This is a genomic window from Kutzneria sp. NPDC052558 (assembly GCF_044547355.1).
Lineage (GTDB): Bacteria > Actinomycetota > Actinomycetes > Mycobacteriales > Pseudonocardiaceae > Kutzneria.
On the sequence record NZ_JBIUAG010000001.1, the window covers coordinates 13,778 to 38,023 of the forward strand.

General features: G+C 70.8%; 23 protein-coding genes and 1 pseudogene. 8 read left to right on the forward strand and 16 right to left on the reverse strand.

The window, feature by feature from the left end; genetic code table 11:
* Window positions 1–194 precede the first annotated feature (194 nt).
* Window positions 195–1,829: a GMC family oxidoreductase gene (locus ACIG5F_RS00065; RefSeq protein ID WP_396514945.1), complete on the forward strand. Its 1,635-nt coding sequence runs from the start codon at window positions 195–197 to the stop codon at window positions 1,827–1,829.
* Entirely contained in the window at window positions 1,826–3,400 is a 1,575-nt protein-coding gene (locus ACIG5F_RS00070) for a succinic semialdehyde dehydrogenase (protein ID WP_396514946.1), read from the forward strand. Before ACIG5F_RS00065 ends, ACIG5F_RS00070 begins: the two co-directional genes overlap by 4 nt.
* 42 nt (window positions 3,401–3,442) lie before the next feature.
* Here ACIG5F_RS00070 and ACIG5F_RS00075 read toward each other — a convergent pair whose 3' ends face one another.
* Window positions 3,443–4,198: an IclR family transcriptional regulator gene (locus tag ACIG5F_RS00075; protein ID WP_396514948.1), complete on the reverse strand. Its 756-nt coding sequence runs from the start codon at window positions 4,196–4,198 to the stop codon at window positions 3,443–3,445.
* Between the two features lie 86 nt (window positions 4,199–4,284).
* Here ACIG5F_RS00075 and ACIG5F_RS00080 point away from each other — a divergent pair, with 86 nt between their 5' ends.
* Window positions 4,285–5,865 (forward strand): thiamine pyrophosphate-binding protein, encoded by a 1,581-nt coding sequence (locus ACIG5F_RS00080; RefSeq protein ID WP_396514950.1) that lies wholly within the window; start codon window positions 4,285–4,287, stop codon window positions 5,863–5,865.
* Here ACIG5F_RS00080 and ACIG5F_RS00085 read toward each other — a convergent pair.
* The 8 genes from ACIG5F_RS00085 to wecB all read right to left on the reverse strand — a co-directional run bounded on the left by ACIG5F_RS00085 (window position 5,862) and on the right by wecB (window position 14,401).
* Window positions 5,862–6,488 carry a rhomboid family intramembrane serine protease gene (locus tag ACIG5F_RS00085; protein WP_396514952.1) on the reverse strand — a complete coding sequence of 209 codons (627 nt, stop codon included), beginning with the start codon at window positions 6,486–6,488 and terminating at the stop codon, window positions 5,862–5,864. The genes ACIG5F_RS00080 and ACIG5F_RS00085 overlap by 4 nt on opposite strands.
* A gap of 14 nt (window positions 6,489–6,502) precedes the next feature.
* Complete coding sequence (locus ACIG5F_RS00090; protein ID WP_396514954.1) at window positions 6,503–7,168, reverse strand: gamma-glutamyl-gamma-aminobutyrate hydrolase family protein; 666 nt, start codon at window positions 7,166–7,168, stop codon at window positions 6,503–6,505.
* Window positions 7,165–8,631 (reverse strand): aldehyde dehydrogenase, encoded by a 1,467-nt coding sequence (locus ACIG5F_RS00095; protein ID WP_396514956.1) that lies wholly within the window; start codon window positions 8,629–8,631, stop codon window positions 7,165–7,167. Before ACIG5F_RS00095 ends, ACIG5F_RS00090 begins: the two co-directional genes overlap by 4 nt.
* Window positions 8,631–9,428, reverse strand: a complete 798-nt coding sequence (locus ACIG5F_RS00100) for an acetoacetate decarboxylase family protein (protein WP_396514958.1) — start codon at window positions 9,426–9,428, stop codon at window positions 8,631–8,633. The genes ACIG5F_RS00095 and ACIG5F_RS00100 overlap by 1 nt, the downstream gene beginning before the upstream one ends.
* Window positions 9,429–9,432: 4 nt before the next feature.
* Window positions 9,433–10,326 (reverse strand): 3,4-dihydroxyphenylacetate 2,3-dioxygenase, encoded by an 894-nt coding sequence (locus ACIG5F_RS00105; RefSeq protein ID WP_396514959.1) that lies wholly within the window; start codon window positions 10,324–10,326, stop codon window positions 9,433–9,435.
* Complete coding sequence (locus ACIG5F_RS00110) at window positions 10,319–11,785, reverse strand: aldehyde dehydrogenase (RefSeq protein ID WP_396514961.1); 1,467 nt, start codon at window positions 11,783–11,785, stop codon at window positions 10,319–10,321. Before ACIG5F_RS00110 ends, ACIG5F_RS00105 begins: the two co-directional genes overlap by 8 nt.
* A 169-nt stretch (window positions 11,786–11,954) precedes the next feature.
* Window positions 11,955–13,262, reverse strand: coding sequence for a glycosyltransferase family 2 protein (locus ACIG5F_RS00115; protein WP_396514963.1), 1,308 nt, complete (start codon window positions 13,260–13,262; stop codon window positions 11,955–11,957).
* Window positions 13,263–13,264: 2 nt separating this feature from the next.
* Window positions 13,265–14,401 carry a non-hydrolyzing UDP-N-acetylglucosamine 2-epimerase gene (gene wecB / locus ACIG5F_RS00120; RefSeq protein ID WP_396514964.1) on the reverse strand — a complete coding sequence of 379 codons (1,137 nt, stop codon included), beginning with the start codon at window positions 14,399–14,401 and terminating at the stop codon, window positions 13,265–13,267.
* Window positions 14,402–14,608: 207 nt separating this feature from the next.
* On the opposite strand from wecB, the gene ACIG5F_RS00125 reads away from it, so the two are divergent.
* From ACIG5F_RS00125 to ACIG5F_RS00135, 3 genes and pseudogenes are all read left to right on the forward strand, one after another.
* Window positions 14,609–15,211 carry a hypothetical protein gene (locus ACIG5F_RS00125; protein WP_396514966.1) on the forward strand — a complete coding sequence of 201 codons (603 nt, stop codon included), beginning with the start codon at window positions 14,609–14,611 and terminating at the stop codon, window positions 15,209–15,211.
* Window positions 15,212–15,991: 780 nt separating this feature from the next.
* Window positions 15,992–16,099: pseudogene (locus ACIG5F_RS00130) on the forward strand (SDR family NAD(P)-dependent oxidoreductase); the annotation flags it as partial.
* A gap of 22 nt (window positions 16,100–16,121) precedes the next feature.
* Window positions 16,122–16,571, forward strand: coding sequence for an SDR family NAD(P)-dependent oxidoreductase (locus ACIG5F_RS00135; RefSeq protein ID WP_396514968.1), 450 nt, complete (start codon window positions 16,122–16,124; stop codon window positions 16,569–16,571).
* On the opposite strand, the gene ACIG5F_RS00140 is transcribed toward ACIG5F_RS00135, so the two are convergent.
* The 4 genes from ACIG5F_RS00140 to ACIG5F_RS00155 all read right to left on the reverse strand — a co-directional run bounded on the left by ACIG5F_RS00140 (window position 16,572) and on the right by ACIG5F_RS00155 (window position 19,792).
* Complete coding sequence (locus ACIG5F_RS00140) at window positions 16,572–17,513, reverse strand: chitinase (RefSeq protein WP_396514970.1); 942 nt, start codon at window positions 17,511–17,513, stop codon at window positions 16,572–16,574.
* Window positions 17,510–18,436, reverse strand: a complete 927-nt coding sequence (locus ACIG5F_RS00145; protein ID WP_396514972.1) for a glycosyl hydrolase family 18 protein — start codon at window positions 18,434–18,436, stop codon at window positions 17,510–17,512. Before ACIG5F_RS00145 ends, ACIG5F_RS00140 begins: the two co-directional genes overlap by 4 nt.
* 42 nt (window positions 18,437–18,478) lie before the next feature.
* Window positions 18,479–19,336 carry a family 16 glycosylhydrolase gene (locus ACIG5F_RS00150; RefSeq protein ID WP_396514974.1) on the reverse strand — a complete coding sequence of 286 codons (858 nt, stop codon included), beginning with the start codon at window positions 19,334–19,336 and terminating at the stop codon, window positions 18,479–18,481.
* 153 nt (window positions 19,337–19,489) lie between these two features.
* Entirely contained in the window at window positions 19,490–19,792 is a 303-nt protein-coding gene (locus ACIG5F_RS00155; protein WP_396514976.1) for a LysR substrate-binding domain-containing protein, read from the reverse strand.
* A gap of 25 nt (window positions 19,793–19,817) precedes the next feature.
* Between ACIG5F_RS00155 and ACIG5F_RS00160 the strand changes: the two genes are divergently transcribed.
* Entirely contained in the window at window positions 19,818–19,976 is a 159-nt protein-coding gene (locus ACIG5F_RS00160) for a hypothetical protein (RefSeq protein WP_396514977.1), read from the forward strand.
* Between the two features lie 166 nt (window positions 19,977–20,142).
* On the opposite strand, the gene ACIG5F_RS00165 is transcribed toward ACIG5F_RS00160, so the two are convergent.
* Entirely contained in the window at window positions 20,143–21,153 is a 1,011-nt protein-coding gene (locus ACIG5F_RS00165) for a hypothetical protein (RefSeq protein ID WP_396514979.1), read from the reverse strand.
* A 224-nt stretch (window positions 21,154–21,377) separates the two neighbouring features.
* On the opposite strand from ACIG5F_RS00165, the gene ACIG5F_RS00170 reads away from it, so the two are divergent.
* On the forward strand, window positions 21,378–22,091 hold the full coding sequence (locus ACIG5F_RS00170) for a 2OG-Fe(II) oxygenase (protein ID WP_396514981.1): 714 nt from the start codon (window positions 21,378–21,380) through the stop codon (window positions 22,089–22,091).
* A 14-nt stretch (window positions 22,092–22,105) separates the two neighbouring features.
* Here the strand turns inward: ACIG5F_RS00170 and ACIG5F_RS00175 are convergent, their stop codons facing one another.
* Window positions 22,106–22,915, reverse strand: coding sequence for a DsbA family protein (locus ACIG5F_RS00175; RefSeq protein ID WP_396514983.1), 810 nt, complete (start codon window positions 22,913–22,915; stop codon window positions 22,106–22,108).
* A gap of 70 nt (window positions 22,916–22,985) precedes the next feature.
* Window positions 22,986–24,218 carry an erythromycin esterase family protein gene (locus ACIG5F_RS00180; RefSeq protein WP_396514985.1) on the reverse strand — a complete coding sequence of 411 codons (1,233 nt, stop codon included), beginning with the start codon at window positions 24,216–24,218 and terminating at the stop codon, window positions 22,986–22,988.
* Window positions 24,219–24,246: the final 28 nt, after the last annotated feature.

Consider the following 24,246-nt stretch of genomic DNA (forward strand, 5'->3'; position numbering starts at 1 on the left):
GGCGTTGGCCCCCGGCTGGGGCGCTGAACGTTGTGATGGGGTCCTTCATGACGTTGAACGAGAGGGATGGTCCCTTGATCTTGAGGTGGGGGTGAGGTTGGAGTTCGGCGTTGCGGATCGGGGTGGGGAGCCAATACGGTTGGCCGTGAACTAGAACACGTTCCAGTTTTCTGGTGGCGGGGCTAGGAGCGACGATGGCGAAGCGGGCGGGGCGGCGGGGCGTTGAGGCCGACTACGTGGTGGTCGGGTCGGGCAGCTCGGGGGCCGCGCTCGCGGGCCGGCTGGCCCAGGCCGGGGCCAGCGTGATCGTGCTCGAGGCGGGCAAGAGCGACGAGCAGCTGCTGATCAGGAAGCCGGGCCTGGTGGGTCCGATGCACGCGGTGCCGCAGCTGAAGCGGCTGGTGGACTGGGGCTACTACTCCGTGCCGCAGAAACACGTTCTCGATCGGCGCATGCCGGTGCCGCGGGGCAAGGTGGTCGGCGGCTCGAGCTCGGTCAACGGCATGGTGTACGTGCGGGGCAACCGGGCCAACTTCGACGCCTGGGCGGCGGAGGGCAACCCGGGCTGGGACGCGGACAGCGTGAACGCGGCCTACAAGCGGCTGGAGGACTTCGAGGACGGGGAGAACGCCTTCCGCGGCGCGGGCGGGCCGATCAAGGTCACCCGGTCCACGACCCCGCAGGAGGGATCGCTCCAGTTCATCGAGGCCACGGCCGACGCGATCGGCTGCGAGATCATCGACGACTACAACGCCGCGCGGCAGGAGGGCGTCAGCCGGATGCAGCAGAGCGCGGCCGGCGGCCTGCGCTACAGCGCCTCCCGCGGCTACCTCCACCACCTCGCGCCCCCGACCCTGGAGTTGCAGTCCGAGGTCCTGGTCACGAAGGTGCTCATCGAGAACGGCCGGGCGGCGGGCGTCGAGGTCGTCGACGCGGACGGCACGCGGCGCACGGTGCGGGCGGGCAAGGAGGTGATCCTGTCGGCGGGGTTCATCGGCTCGGCCCAGTTGCTGATGCTGTCCGGGATCGGTCCGGCCGAACACCTGCGAGAGCACGGCATCGACGTGCTGGCCGACTTACCGGTCGGCGACAACCTGCACGACCACCTCTTCCACGCCCTGACCTTCCACGTCTCGACCAGCCGCAACAAGGGCTCGGCGGCGTACTTCGCGCGCGGCCTGGTCCAGGAGGTGTTCCGGCCCGGCAGCTCCTTCCTGGCCAACTCGGTGTTCGAGGCGGTCGCGTTCCTCAAGACCTCCCACGCCGACGGCATCCCCGACCTCCAGCTGCACCTGCTGCCCTGGGCCTACGTCTCGCCCAACCAGGACGCGCCGATCCGCCACGACGTCGACAAGCGCCCAGCGCTCACGGCGCTGGCGACGCTGATCTACCCGCGCAGCCGCGGCACGCTGCGGCTGGCCTCGGCCGATCCCACGGCGACGCCGCTGATCGACTTCCAGTACCTGGCCGACCCGGCCGACCTGGAGGTGCTGGCCGAGGGCACGGAGATGGTGCGGCAGATCTTCGCCTCGCCGGCGTTCAAGGGCGCGGTCAAGTCGGAGATCCATCCGGGCGCGCGGCTGCGCGGCCAGGAGCTGCGGGACGCGATGCTGAACCGGGCGACCTCGGTCTACCACGGCGTCGGCACCTGCCGGATGGGCGTCGACGAGCTGGCGGTCGTCGGCCCGGACCTCAAGGTCCGCGGCGTCGACGGGCTGCGCGTGTGCGACGCCTCGATCATGCCGTCGATCACCGGCGGCAACACCAACGCGCCCTGCCTGATGATCGGCGAGATGGGCGCGCAGCTCGTCCTCGGGAGCCGGACATGACCCTCACCCCGCTCGGACTCACCCGCCCGGCATCGACGACCGACGCGTTCCTGCGGCAACTGGTCGGCCGAGTACAGGGCGCGTCCCGCCCACCCTGGCCGCTGACCGAGGTCTACACCGGCGAGCTGCTGGTCGAGCTGCCGCAGTCCAGCCCGGCCGACGTGGAGCAGGCCTTCGCCGCCGCGCGGGCGGCCCAGCGGGCCTGGGCGGCCACGCCGGTGAAGCAGCGGCTGGCCGTGTTCAAGCGGGCCCACACGATCTTCGTCGACAACGCCCGCACGGTCGCCGACCTGATCCAGGTGGAGAGCGGCAAGAACCGGCAGATGGCGATCGAGGAGACCTGCGATCCGCCGATGGTGATGAGCCACTACCTCAAGCGGGCGGCCAAGTTGCTGGCCCCGGTGCGGCGCGGCGGGCCGGTGCCGATGCTGTCCTCCTCGACCGAGATCCGCCAGCCCAAGGGCGTGGTCGGCATCATCGCGCCGTGGAACTTTCCTTTCGCCACCGGCATTTCCGACGCGCTGCCGGCGTTGATGGCCGGCAATGCCGTGGTGCTCAAGCCCGACAACAAGACGGCGCTCTCGCCGCTCTACGGCGTGCAGATGCTGGAGGAGGCCGGCCTGCCCAAGGGCCTGTTCCAGGTCGTCTGCGGCGAGGGGCCCGACGTCGGCCCCACACTGATCGACAACGCCGACTACGTGATGTTCACCGGTTCCACCGCCACCGGGCGGGTGATCGGCGAGCGGGCCGGCAGGAACCTCATCGGCTGCTGCCTCGAACTCGGCGGCAAGAACCCGATGATCGTGCTCGACGACGCCGACATGGCCGAGGTCGTGTCCGGGGCGGTGTTCGGGGCCTTCGGCAACACCGGCCAGATCTGCATGCACATCGAGCGGATCTACCTGCCGGAGTCCCGCTACGACGAATTCAAGGCGGCCTTCGTTGCCCGGGCCCAGGGCCTGGACGTGCGCGCCGCCTACGAGTTCGGCCCCGAGATGGGCTCGCTCGTCTCCGTCGACCACATGCGGCGGGTCAAGTCCCATGTGGACGATGCCGTGGCCAAGGGCGCCACCGTGCTCTGCGGCGGCCAGCCCCGCCCCGACCTCGGGCCGGCCTTCTTCGAGCCCACCGTCCTCGAAGGCGTCACCACGGACATGCTGTGCGGCGTCACGGAGACCTTTGGCCCCGTGGTGGCGCTGCACAGGTACCGGTCGCTCGACGAGGCCATCGCGCTGGCCAACGACACCGACTACGGACTGAACGCCTCGGTGTGGAGTCGCAACGTGGAAGCCGCCCGTGCGGTGGCCGCCCGCCTCGAATCCGGCAACGTCAACATCAACGACATCCTCGCCACCTCCTTCGCGTCCAAGGCCACGCCCTCCGGCGGCTTCAAGAACTCTGGCGTCGGCGTCCGCCACGGCGACCCCGGCCTGCTCAAGTACACCGACGCCCAGAACGTGGCCGTGCTGAAGAAGCAGGTCATGGGGGCCAAACCCGGCCAGGACCCGGAGAAGTACGTGACCGGCATGCTCTCCTCGCTCAAGCTGATGCGCAAGCTCCGCATCCGCTAGCCCCCTCTTTCTGCCACATGTGGGAAAGGGCGGGCTGAATGGTCATCGGAGGTCGGTGGCGATGGCGGCGGCGGCTTCGAACAGCGGCGGCAGGAAGCGGTCGATGTCGGCGGGGTCGAAGCGGGTGCCGGGGGCGGCGATGGTGACGGCCGCGACGGGGTGGCCGGCGGCGGAACGGACGGGGACGCCGACGGCGCGGACCTCGGCGACGGACTCGTCGAGGTTGAGGGCGTAGCCCTGCGCGCGGCAGGCGGCGAGGTCGGCGAGCAGGGCGTCGATGTCGGGCAAAGTGTTGGCAGTCAAGGGGATCAGGCCGGCGGGGTAGTGGGAGCGCACGGTCGCGGCGGGCAGTTCGGCGAGCAGGGCTTTGCCGCCGGCAGCGCTGTAGGCGGGCACGTGGTCGCCGGTGCGGGGCCCGACCCGGAGGGTGTGCCGGCTCTCGACGCCGTCGAGGAAGAAGGCGTCGGCCCCGTCCAGCACCAGCAGGTTCGCCGTCTCCCCGGTGGCGTCGCGGAGGGCCTCCAGGTGCGGCCGGGCGATGCGGATGAGGGCGCGCTCGTCGGCGACGCCGCGGGCCAGAGCCAGCAGGGTGGGCCCGAGCCGGTAGCGCTTCCCGTCGATCTCCTGCGCCACGAAGCCGTAGGCACGCAGCGTGGACAGCAGGCGGTGGGCGGTGGAGCGGGCGATGCCGAGGTGGTCGCTGACGTCGGTGAGCCGCACGGCCTCGCGCCCACGCAGGTAGAGCAGCGTGCGCAGCGCGTTGCCGACGGAGGCGGCACCGTACGGATCGTTCGACATAGCAGAAATTCTACCTCCAACCGTTCCGCACTATGGGAGGAATCTCTACGGTGGAGGAGACCGAGTCGCCACAGGAGGGCCCGCCCATGCGCACCGTGCGAGATGCCGCGTTCGACGTCCTACGCCAACACGGCCTGACCACGATGTTCGCCAACCCGGGCTCGACCGAGATCCCGCTGCTCGCCGACCTGCCCGACGACCTGCGCTTCGTGCTGGCCCTGCACGAGGGCTCGGTGGTCGGCGCGGCCACCGGCTGGGCCATCGCCCGCCGCGAGCCGGCCCTGGTCCTGCTGCACACCACCGCCGGCCTGGGCAACGCCGTCGGCGCGCTGGCCACGGCCCGGGTGAACCGTGCCCCGCTGGTGGTGCTGGTCGGCCAGCAGGACCGCCGGCATCTGGTGCAGGAGCCGTTCCTGGCCGGCCATCTGGAGGGCCTGGCCGGCGACTATCCGGTACGGGTGGAGACGCCGGCACGGGCCCAGGATCTGCCCGGGGCCATCGGCCGGGCCATCCACGCGGCGCAGCTGGCACGAGGGCCGGCGCTGATCATCGTGCCGATGGACGACTGGGCCCAGCCGGCCGAGGATCTCCCGATCACCGCGCCGACAAGGCTTCGCCGGGCGATCGGCGTCGACCCCGAGGCCGTCGCGGAGCTGGCGGCGCTGGTGGACGCGGCCGAGGCCCCGGCTCTGGTCGTCGGGGCCGGGGCGGACGAGCCGGAGACCTGGCGGGCCCTCACCGCGTTGGCGCAGCGGCTGCGGTGCCCGGTGTGGCAGGAGTCGTTCGGCGGCCGCGCGGGCTTCCCTCAGGACCACCCCCAGTTCGCCGGCCACCTGCCGCCCGGGCGCAGCCGGCTGCGCGAGGTGCTCGCCCCGTACGACCTGGTCGTGACGATCGGGGCTCCGGTGTTCCGCCAGAGCGGTTACGAAGCGGGTCCGCTGGTTGACGACGGCACGCGGCTGGCCATGGTCACCGACGACCCCGCCGAGGCCCAGCGCGCCCCGGTGGGGTTGGCGATCGTGGCTCCACTGCGGGCATTCTGCGACCAGCTGGCCGGAACTGTACGGCCCCGTTCAGAAGGCCCAGTCATCCCCGCCGGCCGCGAAGCGCCGGAACCGCCGGCCGACGGCGAGCAGCTGCGGGCGACCCAGGTCCTGGCGGCGATCGCCGAGCGGCTGCCCGCGAATGCCGTTCTGGTCGAGGAAACCCCGTCCAGCCGCCCGGATCTGCACGCCCTGGTGCCGGCCCGGCAGTCGCTGGGCTTCATCAGCGCCGCCATGGGCGGACTTGGTTTCGCCCTGCCCGCGGCCATCGGCCTCCGCATGGCCGACCCGGATCGACCCGTGGTCGCGATCGTCGGCGACGGCTCGTCGATCTACCAGATCCAGGCCCTGTGGACCGCCGCCCACTACAGCGTCGGCGCGCTGTTCGTCATCATGGCCAACGGTCGCTACGCGGTCATGGACGAGCTCACCGACAAGCACGGCGGCAAGCCGTCGTGGCCGGCGTTCGAGGAGGTCAGCGTCAGCGGCCTGGCCCACTCCCTCGGCTGCCCGAGCCGCCGTGTCGCCGACTGGCCCACGCTGCTCGACGAACTCGACACGTTGCTGCCCACGTTGGCGCAGCGCACCCAGCCGTTGCTGCTGGAGGTGGTCGTGCAGCCTTAGGCCCGCGTGGTGAGCAGGCCCAGCAGAACGCCGATCACCAGGGCGCCGCCGTGGATGTTGGTCAACGCGGACAGGACCACGGCGGTGAACACGACGGCGATCCCGGCGGGCCGGACGGCCCAGGGGCGATCTCGGACGATCCACACAGCGACGACCCCGGTGAAGGCCAGCGGCCACCACAGCGAGCCGAACAGGGCTCCACACCACAGGAAGGTCGCGCCGGCGGCCCATCGCGGGAGCCGGGCATCGCGCTGCCACAAGGCGACGGCGACGATGCCGGTGAGGCCGCAGATGGCGATGGAGCTGCCGCCGCCGACCGGCTGCCACAGGTAGCCGACGAACTCGCTGACCAGCCCGACGCCGAAGTAGTGCAGCAGCCAGCGGGGCCGGCTGGCGACCTGCTCGGCGATGGCGCCGATGAGCGCCAGGAACAGCAGGTTGGACACGATGCCGGCGACGCCGTTGTCCTGCACGAACAGCGAGGTCACAGTCCGCCACCACTCGCCGTGCAGGCCGGCGGGGGTCCGCCCGAACCGTTCGAACGTGCCGGGAACGGTCAGCTGCACGATGTTGGTCGCCGCGGTCACGACCGTCACGCCGATGGTCAGCACGGGCAGGCGCATGGCCCGATCCTGCCCTAGGAAGCCATGCGCACCAATGTGTCGAACAGGTTCTGTTGCAACGGATCGGTAGCGGCGGTGTCCTCGGGATGCCACTGGACGGCGGCGAACCAGCCGCGGGCGGCGGGGAGTTCGATGGCCTCGACGGTGCCGTCCGATGCGGTGGCGGCGACGGACAGTCCTTCGCCCAGGCGGTCGACGCGCTGGTGGTGGAAGCAGGAGGCGTCGATCTTCTCGGCGTCGATGAACGTTCCGGAGTGTACGGTCACGGCGTGCCGGAGGTGCCGGTGCCCGGGGTCCATGTCCTGCTGGAGAGTGCCGCCGAGCGCGACATTGACGACATGCAGCCCTCGGCAGACGGCCAGCAGCGGCAGCCCGGAATCCAGGGCCACTCGGGCGATGGACAGGTCGAAGGAATCCTGGAGGTCGTCGACGTCGTAGACGCTGGCATGGGTGTCGACGGCGCCGTAGCGGTGCGGGGCGAGATCACCGCCGCCGGGCAGCAGGACGCCGTCGAACCGGGCCAGGCGGTCGCCGACCTCGGCCGTGGGGTGGATGGTCGTGGGCTCGCCGCCGGCCCGCCAGACGGCCTCGACCAGCGCCCGGGCGTTGACCTCGGCCGCGTGCCGCAGCGCGGATGCCGAGGCCGAGAACCGCGCGGGGATGGCGATCAGCGGTCTCAAAGCTGGATCCACGTGGTCTTGAGCTCGGTGTACTTCTCCAGGGCGTGCGCCGACTTGTCGCGACCGTTGCCGGACTGCTTCATGCCGCCGAACGGGACGGTGAGGTCGCCCTCCTCGTAGCAGTTGACCCAGACCGTGCCGGCCCGCAGCGCGCGAGAGACCTTGTGCGCGGTGGACAGATCGGCGGTCCACACGGCGGCGGCCAGGCCGTACTCGGTGTTGTTGGCCACCTGAACCGCGTCGTCCAGTTCACGGAAGGTCAGCACCGACAGCACCGGGCCGAAGATCTCCTCGCGGGCCAGCCGCATGCCCGGGTCGACTTGGTCGAAGACGGTGGGCTCCAGGAAGTTCTCCCGGTGCTCGCCGCCGACGCGCAGCCGAGCGCCCTCGGCCTGCCCGACAGTGACGTGGTCGAGGACCCGGTCCCGGTGGGCCGTCGAGACCAGGGGTCCCATTTCCGTTGCCGGGTCGAGGGGATCGCCGACCCGCAGCTCCCGGGCCCGCCGGATGACGGCCTCGGTGACCTGCTCGGCGACGTCGGCGTGCACGAGCAGCCGGGACGGGGCCGTGCACATCTCGCCCTGGTTGAAGAAGATTCCCCAGGCCGCGGTGGCGGCGGCCCGGTCGAGGTCGGGGGCATCGGGCAGGATGATGTTGGGGGACTTGCCGCCGAGCTCCAGCCACACCCGCTTGAGGTTGGAATCGGCGGCATAGCGCAGGAAATGCCGGCCGACGGCGGTGGAACCGGTGAACGCCACCACATCCACGCCCGGGTGCAGGCCCAGCGCCCGGCCGGCGGTCGGGCCGTCCCCGGTGACGACGTTGAGCACGCCGGGCGGCAAGCCGGCCTCGGCGCCGATCCGGCCCAGCAGCAAGGCGGACAGCGGCGAGGACTCCGACGGCTTCAGCACGACGGTGCAGCCGGCGGCCAGCGCCGGGGCGATCTTCCAACTGGCCAGCGTGAGCGGGAAGTTCCATGGCACCACCGCCCCGACCACTCCCGCCGGCTCCCGGGTGACCAGCGCCAACGCGTCGGGGGCGGTGTGCGGGGACTCGTCGGTGAGCTTGTCGGCCAGCTGCCCGTACCAGCGGAAGGTGTTGATGGCGGCGCGCAGCTCGATGTCGTGCGCGTCGGTGATCGGCTTGCCCATCTCCAACGTGACCGTGAGGGCGAGCTGTTCCCGTTGCTGCTCAAGGAGTTCGGCCATCCGCAGCAGGACGCGGCCGCGGTCGCCGGGGGACAGGCGCGGCCACGGGCCGGAGTCGAAGGCCCGGCGGGCGGCCCGCACGGCCAAGTCGATCTCGGCCTCGCCGGCGTCGGCGACCTGCGCGAGGACCTGCCCGTCCCGCGGCGAGACCACCGGGAACGACCGGCTGCCGCCCTCGGCGACTCCATCGATGTGGTGCTGCGTAAGGAAATCCAGCTCCTTGGCCTTGGTCAGCCACTCCGCGTGATCACGCATCACCGCACCCCCGAGGTGTCGCGCTCCAGCAGCCGGCCGCCGTCCCACACCACGCCGACCTGCCGGTAGTACGCGGCGATCGGCTCCCGGATCTCCAACCGTGCCAACTCTTCCGTCGGCGACTCGAACAGCTCCAGCGAAGCCTCGCCGACCCACGGCTGCCCGCCATCGAACGACGCCGCCCCGGACTCGATCAGCTCGTCCAGCGCGAGGCCGCCGTCCTTCTCGATCGACGGCAGCCAGCGGTGGTGGGCCATCGGGTGGGCGTTGACGAAACCGTTGGTGTCAGAGGGTTCCCGCAAGGTCACCACGGCCTGGGCCAGCCGCCGGTCGGCGGCCGCGAGAGTGGCGCCGAAGCGGGCCCCGGCCTCGATCCGGGGGGCCGGGCCGTAAGGATGCGGGCGGGTCTGGTGGATGGATCCGAACTTCTTCGGGTAGCCCTGGTGCAGGCCGCGGGCGATGGCGAAGTCCTTGTCCACCCAGATGTAGACGCAGCGCGTGTAGGTGCGGTCCCGGTACTTGCAGCGTACGACCGCGAACGCCTCCTTGTACTGGGCGCGCACGGGATCCAGCAGCTCTTCGCCGGTGCTGCCGCAGGACTGCCAGTCGGCCCAGATCAGCGCCACCGCGCCGGGATCCTCGTCGGCCAGTTCCAGCGGCTCCGGCAGCAGCTCGCGGACCCGGGCCGGATCCGTGCGGTATTCGACGGTCAGCAGGTCGCCGGAGTAGCGCCACGGCGGGGCCGGGATCAGCGAGGACGCGCCGGTCGCGGTCTTGGGATGGAAGTAGCCGCGCATGTGCTCACGCTCCAACGAGATCGGCCCACCCGTGGGCGGGACGGTCGAACCAGAGGTGGGCCTGGCCGGTGCCGACCGAGTTCTCGTACTCCCCGTACTGCCGGGCCGGCGCCGCGCAGGCCCGCTCGCCCAGGGCCCCGGCCAGCATCAGGTAGTGGAAGAACTTGGCTTCGGGCTTGAACTTCCAGAACTCGTCCATGGTGTCCAAGACCCGGTCGTGCCGGCCCTGCTTGAACCACGCGATGCGCTCCTCGTCGGCGGCGCGGGCCTCGGGCGTGCGGATGTGGATCGGGTCGCTGGCCTCGTGATCACGCAGCTGGCGCAGCGGCCAGAACGTGTGCGAGAGGGCGCCGGAGGCGATCAGCAGCACCCGCCGGCCGGGCGTGGCCGCGATGCCGTCGGCGAGGGCGCGGCCCAGGCGCAGGTGGTCCTCCATGTCGCCGGTCTGGCAGACGCCGATGCTGACCCACCGCTTGTCCGGCCGTCCCAGGTACGTCCAGAGGTTGATGGTGGCGTAGTAGATCGGCAGGTGGTCGTCGTCGATCGCGGTGATCCAGGTGCCGTGCTTGTCGGCGAACCTCTCCACGTTGCGGGCCAGCTCGGGGTCGCCGGGGAAGTCGTACGGCATCCGGCACATGCCCCGCGGCAGCTCCTCGGAGGTGAACAGCCCGGCCCGCCGCGACTGGGCGGTGACGACGAACTCCACGGTGGTGGCCCAGTGCGAGTCCAGCACCACCACGGTGTCGTAGTCGTCCCGGTCGAAGACGTCCCGTCGCAGCTCGCGCAGGCCGGTGACGAGGGTGATCTCCTTGCCCTCGTTGAGTTCCCGCCGGTCGGCCTCGGGCAGCACGATGGTCGGCACGTGGGCCAGCAGGCCGGCCCCGACGATCTCACCCATGGCTGTGCCATCCCTTCGGGGCGGTGACGGTGTTCTTGACGTCGCAGTAGAAGTCGAAGCTCCAGTCGCCGCCCTCGCGGCCGACCCCGGACTCGCGGGAGCCGCCGAACGGGGCCTTGAGGTCGCGGACGAAGAAGCAGTTGACCCAGACCGTGCCGGCCACCAGCTGCGCGCTCACGCGCTCGGCCCGGTCCGGATCGCCGGTGACCAGGGTCGCGGCCAGCCCGAAGCGGGTGTCGTTGGCCAGCGTGACGGCCTCGTCCTCGCTGGTGAAGGTCTGTAGCGTCAGCACCGGGCCGAAGACCTCCTCCTGCACGATCTCCGAGTCCTGGGCGACGTCGGTGAGCAGCGTCGGCGCGTAGTACAGGCCGTCCTTGCGGTGGCCGCCGATCACCGCCCGCGCGCCGGTGTCGACGGCCCGCCGCACGAAGCCGTCGATCTTGTCCAGCTGCTTGGCGTGGATGTTGGGCCCGATGTCGGTCGCCTCGTCACGAGGGTCGCCTTGGTTCAGCGCGGCGGCCCGCTCGACGAAGCGGCGGGTGAACTCCTCGGCGACCGATTCCTCGACCAGCAGCCGGGTGGCGGCCAGGCAGACCTGGCCGGCGTTGTCGTACTGCTCGACGGCCAACTGAACCGCCAGGTCCAGATCGGCGTCGGCGAACACCAGCAGCGGCGACTTGCCGCCCAGTTCGAGGCTGAGCGGGGTGAGGTTGGCGGCGGCCGAGGCGGCGATGCGCTTGGCGGTGGGGACCGAGCCGGTGAAGCTGATCCGCCGCACGTCCGGGTTCGAGGTCAGGGCGTCGCCGATCTCCGCGCCGTAGCCCTGCACGACGTTGAACACGCCCGCCGGCAGGCCGGCCTCGGCGGCGATGTCGGCCAGCAGGGAAGCGGTCAGCGGGGACCATTCGGCCGGCTTGAGCACCACGGTGTCGCCGGCGGCGAGGGCGGGGGCGATCTTCCAGGTGGCCAGCATCAGCGGCGCGTTCCAGGGCGTGATCAGCACGCTCGGGCCGGCTGGGTCCCAGCTGACGTGGTTGCGGTGGCCGCGGGTCTCGAAGTCCTCGTGGCCGAGGCCGAGCAGCCAGTCGGCGAAGAACCGGAAGTTGTGCGCCACCCGGGGCATCACGCCTCTTCGGTGCGAGCGCAGCAGGGCCCCGTTGTCGAGGGTCTCGACCTGGGCCAGCTCTTCGAGGCGTTTCTCCACGCCGTCGGCGATGGCGTGCAGGAGCCGGGCCCGCTCGGCCGTCGGGGTCGCCGCCCAGGCCGGGAAGGCCGCCTTCGCGGCGGCCACCGCCGCTGCCGCCTCCCGAGCGGTGCCCCGCGCGATCTCGGCCAGCACCCGGCCGTCGACGGGGGACAGGTCGGCGAAGGTCTCGGCGGAGTCGACCCGCTCGCCGCCGATCCAGTGCCGGGTGTCGACGGCCACCCCGTCGATGACTGCTTCGGGCTCGCGGGCCATGTCACCTCCAGGTCGTTTGAGGCCAAATAAACACCGCTGACCAGGGGTGTGTCAAGGCGTGAACGAGGTTGTTTGGATACAAACGATTGGGCGGAGGGGGCGGCGAACGTCTCGGCCGGACGCGGGTGGCCAGGGGGGCGGAGGTGAAAGCCGGGCGTGGTCCCGGGGCTCACCGCTCCAGCGCGGTGGCGCCTTCGGCGGGCTCGGCGTTGCGCCTGGTCTTGAGCCAGGTGTCGCGGCCACGGACGATGCGGATGAAGGCACGCCAGGAGCTGACGTAGAAGAGCAGGACGTACAGGGCGTACAGGACGCCGTAGCCGAGCGCGCGCCACAGGGGGATGCCCGGCTCGCAGCGGGCATAGAGCGGGCCCCAGCTGGCCAGCGGGACCAAACCCAGCAGCACCAACAGGATCGACGGCAGCGTGCCGCCGTAGTAGAGGCTGGCGATGAACGGGATCGGGTAGACGAACGTGCCGAGCAGGTACAGCCACGGCAGGACCAGGTAGTAGCTGACCTCCAGGACGCCCCGGCGGGGCAGGTGGCCGCAGGTCCAGATCCGCGGGAGGTAGCGGCCGCACTGCATGGTGCCCTGACCCCACCGGGTCCGCTGGGCCAGCAGCCGGTCGAGCCGGGGCAGGCCCTCCTGGTCGATGATCGCCTCGGGGGCGTACTCGATGCGGTGGCCGGTGGTCAGCAGGTGCAGGCTGAGCTCGTAGTCCTCCAACAGCGCGCAATGCCATGGCCGGCCATGGTGATCGCGGACGGTGTCCAAAGCGGACAGTCGGGTGAACTGGCCGTTGCCGCCGAGGGCGGCGGTCCGGGTGTGGTGGCGGGTCAGCTGGATGGCGGCGATCGCCGCCCGGAACTCGATGTCCTGCATGCGGACCAGCATCCGGCCGGCGAGGTTGGCCAGCCGGCCGCGCCGGGGGAACGGCCGCCGGTGGTCGCGGTTGATCATGCGCACGGTCACCTGCACCGCGCCGACCCGGTTGTCCCCGAACAGATGCGGTGAGGCGCAGATGTCCAAACAGGACTGTGACGGTCGGCCGTCGGCGTCGACGACGCCGACGATCACCCGATGGCGGTCGGTTCCCGGCGGCAGCCACTCGTCCAGGGCGTCGTACGCCGAGTTCAGCGCCTCGCCCTTGCCCTTGCGGGCCTCCGGCCGGTAGCGGGACACCAGGTGGACTCGGCCGTCGTCCCCGGCGTGCCGGCTGACCTCCGTCGCGGTGTTGTCCTCGCTGGCGTCGTCGATGACCCAGATGTGCGCATGGGGAAAGTGCCGGCGCAGGTAGACCAGGGTCGTGCCGATCACGGCGTCCTCGTCCCGGCACGGCACGAACAGGTGCCAGCGGAAGTCGGCGGCGTCGCCGTGGGGACGCCGGCGTTGCCGCAGGTACGGCACGGTGATCACGACGACGTACAGCAGGAAGACCAGGCTCATGACCAGCGCGGTCGTCTGGATGACGGCGAGCATCGCTACTCCCCGGCGCGGAACTCGGCCGGCCGCCCGCCGCGTCCCAACAGCCAGGCGCAGGCCTCCACCACCCGCCGCCCGGCCAGGCCGTCGCCGTACGGGTTCGGCCCGCCGTTCATCGCCGACCGGGCGGCCGGGTCGGTCAGCAATTCGTCAGCCGCGCTGACGATCGTGTCCTCGTCGGTGCCGACCAGCCGGGCCCGCCCGGCGTCCACGCTTTCCGTGCGCTCGGTCGACTCCCGGGTCACCAGCACCGGCACGCCGAAGGTCGGGGCCTCCTCCTGGATCCCGCCCGAGTCGGTCAGCACCAGCCGGGCCCGGGCCAGCAGGCCCAGGAACTGCCCGTACGCCATCGGTCCGGCGACATGGACGTTGGCGCAGCCCGCCACCGCCGTCTCGATTTCCGCTCGTACCAAGGGATTCATGTGCGCGGCCACCACGAACAACGCCTCCGGGCGCCGACGGGCCAGCCGCGCCACCGCACGCCCGATGCGCCGCAGCGGTTCGCCCCAGGACTCCCGCCGGTGCGCCGTCACGACCACCACCGGACGATCGTCCAACAGCACCTCGTCGAGCGGGTCCCGCCGAGCCGACAGCAGCGCGTCCACCACCGTGTTTCCCGTCAGCACAACGCGTTCCGCCGGCACGCCCTCGTGCAGGAGGTTGTCCCGGGCACGGGAGGTCGGGGCCAGGTGCAGGGAGCTGACCTGGCCCACCAGCCGGCGGTTGCCCTCCTCGGGGAACGGCGCGTCCAGGTCGTGGGTCCGCATGCCGGCCTCCAGATGGGCCACCGGGATGCGGCGGAAGAACCCGGCCAGGCCGCCGGCCAGCGTCGTCGCGGTGTCGCCCTGCACCAGCACCAGACCGACCGGATGACGGCCCAGCACGGCGTCGATCTCCACCAGCAGGCGGGCGCTCAGCTCCGCCACCGAGTGCTCGTCGCGGGCGATCTCCAGCTCGTGGCTGATCTTCAGGTCGAACAGGTCGAAGACCTCGCGCACCACGTCCCCGTGCTGCCCGGTGGCGATCAGGATCGGGTGGGCCCAGCCGCTCTCGTCGAGCGCCCGCGCCACCGGCGCCATCTTCACCGCCTCCGGGCGGGTGCCCACCACCAGGGCGACGTCGACCTTGGCCGGCATGAACACCTCACAGACCAGTCGGAATCGCGGCCTCCGGACCGTATCCGCGCACGTCAGGGCGCGGCCAGCCGAGCCGACGGAGGTGACCCGACCCGGTGACGGGGACGGGCCCAAACCTGATTCCCCACATCGGGTGAGTGTGCGGACGGGCAAACCCTGGCCGCGAAGATCACTGCCGGCACCCTGGTTCTGCTAGCTTGCGGGCCCATGAGCGGTGGTCGGGTGTTAGCGGCGGCCTTCACGGTCGCGTTGTCCCTTGTCGGCACGGCAGCTGAGGCCCCGGCGGCGGTGGCCGGTGTGAGTTGCGAGTGCACGACACCGTCGATCGACCGGTACCAGCAGTGGCTGGCCTCGGGCGAGGGCACCACCGTGCCGGCGACGGGCAGCCTGCTGGTGCCCGAGGGCCACGGGTACGCGGCCAAGGTGGCGTTCCTGAACGCCGAGTGGCATGTGGTCGTGCTGTGGCTGGGAAACCAGTTCGAGGCGCAAGCGGATCTGAGCGGGTCCGGCGGTTTCTGGCTGACCTACAGCGCCACCGATGACCTGTACGTGCAGCTGCGGCCGGCGTCGCACTGGAGCGGCGGCGACAAGTGGCTGACGAAGGTGCCCGCCACCGGCGGCAAGATCGTGCGACGGTTCTTCAGCTTCGCCCCGAGCCAGTGGACGTGGCTGCCGGAACTGGGCCAGCCGGCGTACTCGCTGGCGTCCGCGCTGACCGAGGCCCGTGGCCTGGTGTTCGTCGGCAAGACGGCCAACACGCTGGACTTCCGCGGTCTGAAGGTCGACGGCTACACGCCGCCGTGCCTATGACACCGGGGTGTTCGCGGCCCGCTTGAGGGTCCGGATCACCGGGGCCGACTCGATGTGCGTGATGGCCGGCAGCGCGGCGATCCGCGTTGTCAGTAGCGGTAGACGCCCGCTGGTCGGCCACCAGCACGCTGGCCACCAGGTTCGTCGGCCCAGTGGTGGCCGCGGCGCAAGGGACTGACGCCGAGCCGATGCCGGCGACGTGGTCGAGCTGGAACCGGCGCTGGCCCGCTGGTACGGCGAGCCCCGCTGGAGGGTCCGAGCCCGGCTCACAGAAAGGGACGGGCCCCGCCACCCTTGGGGTAGAGGGCGGCGGGGCCCGCTCCGGCGGCGGGGGAGTCCGCCGGATCGCACGCGGCATAGGGGAGTAGCCGCTTGAAGTCACGGGTTCGCGGCGCGCGACCGCCGCGAACGAAGTTCGGTGGGGATACTGTGAGTAGTTCTTCGCGGGCCACGGTACGGCCCTCGTGCTGGCATTCCCCCAATTCACCGGTCTGGCGGTGAACACCCCCCGGTGTCACAGCTGTATTAGCCTCCTATGCAGGCCAGGTCGAGGTCAAGCGCTTCAGTGAATCCAAGGTCGTGACTTCTCGATCCATTGGTGACACCCCTACTCCGCCGATAGTTCAGCCCTTACGACGCCGTCGAGAGATTCGAGCAGGATGTGCGTGGGCGTCGGCTCCGAGCCGGCCTCCGTGACGTTCTGGAGCACAGAGGCGCCCATGCTCACCGCCATCAGGGCGCGGGCGCCGGGTGTTGACATGACAACAAGCGACGTCGCCCCTGGTCACGGGCGGCGGGACCGGGATCGGCCGCGCCACGGCCCGGCGACTGGCCGACAGCGGCTGGCAGGTGATCGTCGCCGGTCGCCGCGAGGAGCCGCTGGCCGCGCTCGCCGCCGAACGGCCACCGCGTGGCCGACCGGGCCCAGGCCCAACGCCTGGTCGAGCAGGTTGTCGACACGCACGGCCGGCTGGACCCGCTGATCAACAACGCCGGCCTGTTCCGGCACATCCCCGTCGCCGATGCCACCCCCGAGGCGCTGACCGAGCTGTTCTCGGTCGGGGTCTTCGGGCCGTCCTACCTGATCGGCGCGGCGGTCAAGCACCTGGCGGTCGCCGGCGGCAGCGTCGTGAACGTCAGCAGCGCGACCGCCCAGCGCCGAAGGGCGGCTTCCACGGCGCGTCGAAGGCCGCCCTCGATCACCTCACCCGATCCTGGCCACGGCGCTGCCGGCGGACAAGGTCGCCGAGATCAACGCGGCCGAGGTGGCGGCCCTGCCGCTCAAGCGGCACGGCACCGCCGAGTCGGCCAGCCCACGGCGGCACTTGATTTCCGCGTGCTGGCCGACATTCGGGGCTGATCAGGCGAACGCGTCGGCGAACGCCAGCTGGCCCTGGCTCACGCCGCTGCACGTCGGCGACGCGTGCGGGGCGAAGGCCGAGCAGGACTGGTCGCGGTTGATCGACCAGAACGCCAGCCGCCCGATTCCGTTGCTGGCGGCCCAGTTCTTCACCGTCGCAGCGTCGGCGAGGGTGAAGGTGGAGTTGTCGTCGTTGGTGCCGATCATGGGCGTGATGCCGACGTCGGCGTAGGTGTAGCCGCCGTCGACCGCCTTGATCTGGCCCAGGGTGGCCTGCGCCGCCTGGATGGCGGCCTGGCCCATGTCCTGGGTCCCGTTGTAGTAGTCCATGGCCATGATGTTGACGTTGTCGATCTTGACGCCGGCGTTCTTGGCCGCGGTCACCACGTTGACACCGTCCTGGGTCAGGCCGGTGGGCAGCACCGCCAGCGTGACCGAGAAGGTCAGGGTGGAGTTGCGCGCCTTCAGGTCCTTCATCGCGGTCATCTGCCGCGCGGCCGCGGCCTGGTCGGCCACGGCCGCGCCCTCGATGTCGAAGTCGAGCGAGGTCACGCCGTACGAGTCGATGATCTTCTGGTAGCCATCCTCGATCTTCCCTTGGTCGGTGCAGGTCCAGGCCAGCGGCTCGCCGGCGGCGCCGCCGGAGGAGACGATCACCGAGGCACCCTCGGATTTCGCCTTGCTGATCGCCGCGTCGGTGTTGGGGTCGTTGCCCACCGGCAGCGTGTCGCCCCAGATCTCGTCGCAGCCGCTGCCGATCACGAACGCGGCGGTGAACGACGTGACGCCGTGCTGGGTGATGGCGGTGTCCAACAGGGACGCCGAGTTGGACATGTCGTTGTACGGCGCGAATTCGCCGGCGGTGACCGCCTGCGCGGGCACGGCGGTCACCGCCAGCGCGCCGGCCGTCACCGCGGTCAGGGTCAGGGCTCGCAGCCTCACGCGGCACCGCCGATCTGGTTGAAGATCTTCGAGTAGGCGTAGCCGGTCGCCTTGTCGTAGCTGGCGACCTCCCAGAAGGCCAGCAGCTGCACGCCGTTCGCGGCGGCGAACTGCTCCAGCTGCTGGGCGTCGTCCTGGCTGAACGTCTCGTTGTCGTCGTTCTTGCCGGCGATCGGGGTGATGCCGAGCTTGCCGTAGGCCTGCTCGTTCGAGATGCCGTACAGGGCGGCCAGCTGGCCGTCGGCCGCCTTCGAGGCCGACAGGGCGTCGTTGAGGGCGTTCTCCCCGTCGCCGAAGTCCATGGCCATGATGTTGACTGCGGTCACGTCGACCCCCTTGGACTTCGCGTCCTGGAGCACGCCCATCTCCTGACCGGGCAAGCCATCCGGGGCCACCGCCAGCGTGTAGTCCACCTGCACGGCCGGATTCTGCTGTTGCAGCGCCGCCAGCGCCTGGTTGCGGCGCTCGTTGGCGGCCGAGTCGCCCAACACACCGCCTTCGATGTCGAAGTCCAGCCGCGTGATGCCGTAGGTGTTGACCACGTTGGCGTAGGCCGCGGTCAGGTCCTGGACCGAGGTGCAGGTCTGGGCCAGCTCGCCGCCCTCGGCCCCGCCGAAGGAGATGATCACGTCACCGCCCTGGGACTTGAGGTCGTTGATCTGCGAGGTGTAGGAGCCGACCGGCGTGCCACCGGCCTCCCACTGGGCGGTGCAGCCGTTCTGCGGGATGAGGAAGGCCAGCGTGTAGAACTTGTCGCCGCTGGCCTGCATGTCCTCGTTCATCAGGCCGGCGCTGGAGTCGCTGAGTTCGAGATAGGGCGCGGCGAAGTGCGCCGGCACGGCGGCGTGGGCCGGTGTCGCGAGGCCGACCAGCGCGACCGCGAGCGCGCCGGTGAGCAGGGAAGTGGTGCGAGTGCAGGGCATGGCTCTCCGTGGGGAGTGGGGAACGGTTGCGGCAGAACGAAGTCAGCCGGTCGTCACGTGCACGTAGTCGACGACGAGCTGCTGCGGGAAGGACGTGCTGCCGTCCGGGTCGCCGGGCCAGTAGCCGCCCACGGCGAGGTTGAGGATGATGTAGAAGGGGTGGTCGAACACCCACTGGTTGCCGTTGAGGTCAGCCGGCGTGCGGGTCTCGTACACGTTCCCGTCCACCGACCACTGGATCTGGTTCGGCGACCAGTCCACCGCGTAGGTGTGGAAGTCGTCGGCCAGGACAGGGCCGTTGTAGGCGGCGCCGATGCCGGCCGAGCCGGAGTAGCCGGGGCCGTGGATGGTGCCGTGCGCGGTGTTCGGCTCGCTGCCGATATTCTCCATGATGTCGATCTCGCCGCACTGCGGCCAGCCGGCGCTGCCGATGTTGTCGCCCAGCAGCCAGAACGCCGGCCACATGCCCTGGCCCCGGGGGATCTTCATGCGGGCCTCGAAATGCCCGTAGGCCTGGGTGAACGTGCTCGCGGTGGACAGTCGGGCCGAGGTGTACTCGCAGGGCCCGTACCAGCACTGGTAGTTGCCGGGATTTTCCTTTTTGGCGGTGATGACCAGGTTGCCCTGGCCGTCCAGCGTGGCGTTGTCGGTGCCGGACGTGTACCACTCGCGTTCGTGGTTGTTGACGTTGTCGCCGGTCTCGAACTGCCACTTTCCGGTGTCCACCCCGGATCCGGCCGGGCCGTCGAAATCGTCGGTGAAGCCGGCCGACGGCGCCGCGACGGCGGCGGTGGCGGGCAGGGCGGCCGCCGTGCCGACCAGCGTGGTGGCGAACAGGGCGGCGAGGCACGCTCGGGTGCGGATTCGGTGTGAGCGCCGCAGGGTTGGCGTCACGGTCATGGTCACCTCTCGGGTCCTGGTTTGCGATGCTCCCTCATGATCGGACTCTGTGGCGGCACCCAGGAGTATGCGAGGTCTAGACCAGCAGGGCAAGGTGTCGGCCCCGGTTTATGAGGATCTTAGATTAAGTTCTGCGGGAATCGTGCTCATCCACTACGGTCGGAAAGCATGTGCGTCCGGCGAAGCTGAGACCACAGGCGGTAGGCCCGGCGGGATCAGGGCCGGTCCGGCGGTGAGCACGTGCTCATGGAACGAACGGGACGAACTCGGCAGTGTTCGGTCGCCCAGCCACGCCAGGCCGATGTCCCGGGCCGCGTCGACATCGGCAACCTCCAGGTGCCTCGCGGGGACCATATCGTCCACTGTGGACTGAACCGCGTGCGGCGGCGGCAGCAGGGCCACCCCGAGGCCGGCGGCGACCAGGCCGCGGAGGGTCTCGACTTCCTCGCCCGCCACGACCAGCGCGTGGGTCGCGGCCCTGGTGCTGATCCTGTTCGGCGTGCACACGATGGTGTGGGGCTCGATCGCCTCGACGATCTACCAGCAGGAGGTCCCGGACGAGCTGCGCGGCCGGGTCGGCAGCGCCCGCCTGCTGTTCGATCTGGGCGGGGCGGCCTCGTCGCGCAGGAAACCGAGTTGACCACGCCGTTCTGGCTCGCCGGGGCGGTGATGGTCGTGGTCGCCGCCCTTGCCTGGCGGCCACTCGGCCCGGCCCGGATCGACTAGCCGGCGGGCTGGTCAACGCGTGAGGGCGATGACCTCAACCGGGCCAGCACGCAGATTCCCCTTGCGCGGAGCCGGCCGGCTCAGGCCTTGGCCATCAGCGGCCGGTTCGAGCGCCGCTCGTGCAACGCCACCACGGCCAGTGCGAACAGGCCGACCGCGACCCCGGCCAGGCCGGCGAACTCCTGCCGGGCCAGGTCGAAGATCTGGGTGAACAGCACCGTCACCAGCGCCGAGTACCGGGTCAGCTGAAGCACGAGGGCCCGGTCACCCGACCACTGCACGATCAGCGCCGCCACCGCGATCAGGCCGGCCACGATGCCGCCGGTCAGCTGTCCGATGCCGGAGAACATGCCCGGGCCGGATGGCTGGTCGGGGATGGCCAGCAGCGAGTCGACGACCGCCGTCGCCGCTTGGCCGATCAGCAGGATGTTGGTCAGCCACACCAGGATCCAGTTCTGCGGCAGCAGCGCCATCAGCCGGTGCCGCAGGGTGTGGAACACCGGCGGACCGGTGCGGCGGTCGGGGCAGGCGGCGACCACTGTGGACAGTGCCGAGGTCAGGCCCTCGTCCGCGCCCCCCTTGGCCGCCAGCACCAGCAGCCGGTTGGCCACCGCCCTGCGGGACTTGGACAGCCCCACCGCCGCCCCCTCGGCGGCGATCGCCGCGGCGTTGGCCAGCTGCTCGGCCGGGCCCCTCGACCGCCGGTCGTGCAACAGCCGGCCGGCCAGCACGATCACCACGAACACGACGTACATGATCGCCACGGCCGGCCGGTAGAAGTAGTTGTTGTCGGCCGTGACGAACTTGCCCACCTCGTCGATGAACAGCCCGAAGCCCACACCCCCGAGCACCGCCGCCAGGGGCTTGGTGAACGGTCCCAGATAGGACAACGTCAGCAGCTGCGCGACCAGCAGCAACAGGCCGCCCCACAGCATGTGCGCGATGTGCAGGCCGCCGCTGCCGATCTTCGGAAATCCGGTGGCGCTCAGGAAGGTCCGGGTGATCAGGATCGTCACGACCGCGCACACGACGAAGGCTTCCACGTGTTGCCACGCCTGACGGTCACGCACGAACACCGGTCCACCACGCATCCGCCGACCTTACCGGGCGGCCACCTGGGCCACTCACGTTGCCCAACGCCGCGAAGGCCGCCCCGCGTGCGTCCTGGGCGGCCTTCGCCGACGCTGCCGCCGAGGCGCTTGACGGCGCCGTCGGTGAGGTCGAGGCGCTTGGGCGCCGATGCGGTCACTTGTAGGTGAACGCGGCGGCCGATTCCCGCCAGCCTCGGCGGTGGCCGGCGGGGCAGGCTGGTGCCGTGACCAAGTACCTCAAGCGGGTCGCCGGGGCCGACTGGTCCGCGGTGGCCACCGAGCTCGACGACCTCGGCTGCGCGCTGCTGCCGCAGCTGCTCACGCCGGCCGAGTGCGCCAGGATCGTCGCCCTGTGGGACCGGACCGAGCGCTTCCGGGCCACGGTGAACCTTCGGCGGCACCGGTTCGGCGATCACGGCGACTACCGCTACTTCGCCGAGCCGTTCCCGGACGCCGTGCGCGAACTGCGGCAGGCGCTGTACCCGCGGTTGCTGCCCATCGCCCGCGACTGGCACACCCGGCTCGGCCGGCCGTGCGAGTGGCCCGACAGCCTCGACGAGTGGCTGCGCGTCTGCCACGACGCCGGCCAGACCCGCCCGACGCCGATCCTGCTGCGCTACGAGACCGGCGGCTGGAACGCGCTGCACCGGGATCTCTACGGGGACAAGGTGTTCCCGCTCCAGGTCGTGATCAACCTGAACGAGCCCGGCGTCGACCACACCGGCGGCGAGTTCCTGCTCGTCGAGCAACGGCCCCGGGCCCAGTCACGCGGCGCCGCCACCCTCGTTCCCCAGGGGCACGGCCTGGTCTTCACCACCCGCGACCGCCCGGTCCAGGGCGCTCGCGGGTGGTCCGCTTCGCCCGTGCGCCACGGTGTCTCACCCGTCCGCTCCGGCCGGCGACACACCCTCGGGCTGGTCTTCCACGACGCCACCTAGCATCCGAGGGATGCTCAGCTGGTGCCGGCGATGACCTTGTCGATCCAGTTCGGGTCGGCGACGCTCACGGCCTTGCCGTTGAAGGCGATCGTGGGCGTGCCGAAGGTCTTGGAGCCGTCCTGGCCGGCCTGCCACAGGTTCTGGTCCTGTTCGGCGGTGGTCAGGTTCTGCTGGATCTGCTGGTTGTACGTCTTGTTCCGCACCAGGTCGTCGAACTGGGCGCCGGTGGCGCCGAGGCGGTGGGCCAGGTCGGTGAGCTGGTCCTGGGTCCAGCCGGCCTTGCCCTCGGTGGGCTGCTTCTGGTACAGGCTGAGGTGGAAGTCCATGAACTTGTCGGGCGCGGCGGTGGCCACGGCCAGCGCGGTGTTGGCGGAGATCATGGAGTAGCCGGCCGGCTTGGAGCTGTTGTCCAGCAGGTTGAGCAGGTGGTAGCGGATCTTGAGATCGCCGGCGGCGAGGTGCTTGTCCAACTGCGGGAAGTAGACCTTCTCGAACTGCCCGCAGACCGGGCAGAGGAAGTCCTCGTAGGCGTCGATGGTGGTCTTGGCGTCGTCCTTGCCGACGGTGACGGTCGCGGCGGTCTTGTCCACGGCGGTCGGATAGGTGGCCGACGCGTGGGCCGCCGGGATCGGCGCCTGCTGGGCCTGGGCGTTGGCCTGAGCGATGCTCTGCTGCTGGTAGATGACGCCGCCGATCACGCCGCCGGCCAGCAGCACCACCGCGACGATGCCGATGATGATCCAGCGCCGGTCGTTGCCGGCGCCGCCCCGGGCCGACTTCATCGCCTTCTGGGCTTGTCGGCGCCTGTCGTCGGCGTTCGCCATGGTCTCGCCTTCCGCTCGGTGTCGGGCGGCCCGGCCGGCCCGACTGGCGGCCATGATGCCGGAAACGCCGTCAAGCGGAGGCGAAAGCGTGCCAGGGCGTGACCGTTTCGATGTACACCATGGCGTCGAACGAGGTGACCGCGTCGATGGGCTGGGACTGAGCACCATTCATCATTTTGGCGGCGGTTGTGGGCGCGGCCTTGCGGAGGTCGGTGAGGTGCAGCGGAAAGCCGGCGGTGGACAGCACGGCGTCGATGGTCTCCGGCTCGGGCCGGGCGACCTCGATGGTGTACGGCTCGGCGTTGCCGGGCGGGCCGTCGGGCAGGAGCCGGTGCGTGGGCAGCGCGCCGCCGCCGAACGCGCTGCCGATGACCACCAGGTCGGGGCCGAGCTTGGCGGCGAGGTGCTCGCCGAGCGTGGTCAGCTTGTCGTTGATGACCGGCGGGGCCCACAGCGGTTCGCGCTGGATGTGGCCGTTGTGCGCGCCGACGATCACGCGCTGCTCGCGGTCGAGGATCCAGTCCATGTTCTCGGCCATGGCGGCGTCGCGGATGTTCGCGCCCGGGTAGGTGCGGGTGCTCCCGTCGGCCATGGCGTTGAGGAAGCCGTCGGTGTGCCGGGCGGTGGCGGCGCAGCGGATTGCTTTGTCGACCTGATCGTCAGCGCCGTAGACGATCCGCATGGCTGACAGTCGGTCGGACAGCGCCGCGATCCGGGCGGTGATCTCACGCCGGCGGGCGATGTCGAGCGCCATGTACGCGTGCAGCGCCGGGACGACCCAGAGCAGGGTGGACCGGTCGGGCGGCAGGTAGTCGAACAGCGGCAACAACTGTTCGCGCACCACCTTGGCGTAGCCGGCATCGACCCAATCCAGCAGCGGCATGCACGCCTCGATCGCCGGCTCGGGGGTGGCGCTCGACCCGGGCACGTCCATGCCGTAGAAGTGAACTCGGCCGTTCAGTGACCGCATCCACTCCAGTTGCCCGCGTGCCTCGTCGCACTGGCCGAACCGGTAGGTGACGCCGTCGCGCAGCAGCGTGCCGAGGTCGCCGGGGCCGCCCCGCACCCAGTCGTCCACGGCCAGTCCCTCGGGAAAGCCGGACTCCAGCGCCACGGCCGAGAAACCCAGCTCCCGCACCAGGAACCGGGTCAGCCGATGTCTGAGCTGGAAGAACTCGTGGACCTTGTGGGCGCTCTCGCCGATGGCCACCACGCGGGCGTCGCCGACGATGTCCCGCAGGGGTTCCAGGTCGCTGAAGTCCTCGTCGTCGGGGTCGAGGGTGCGCAGCGGATACGTGCCCATGCGTCAACCGTAGGTTGACTCAAACGAC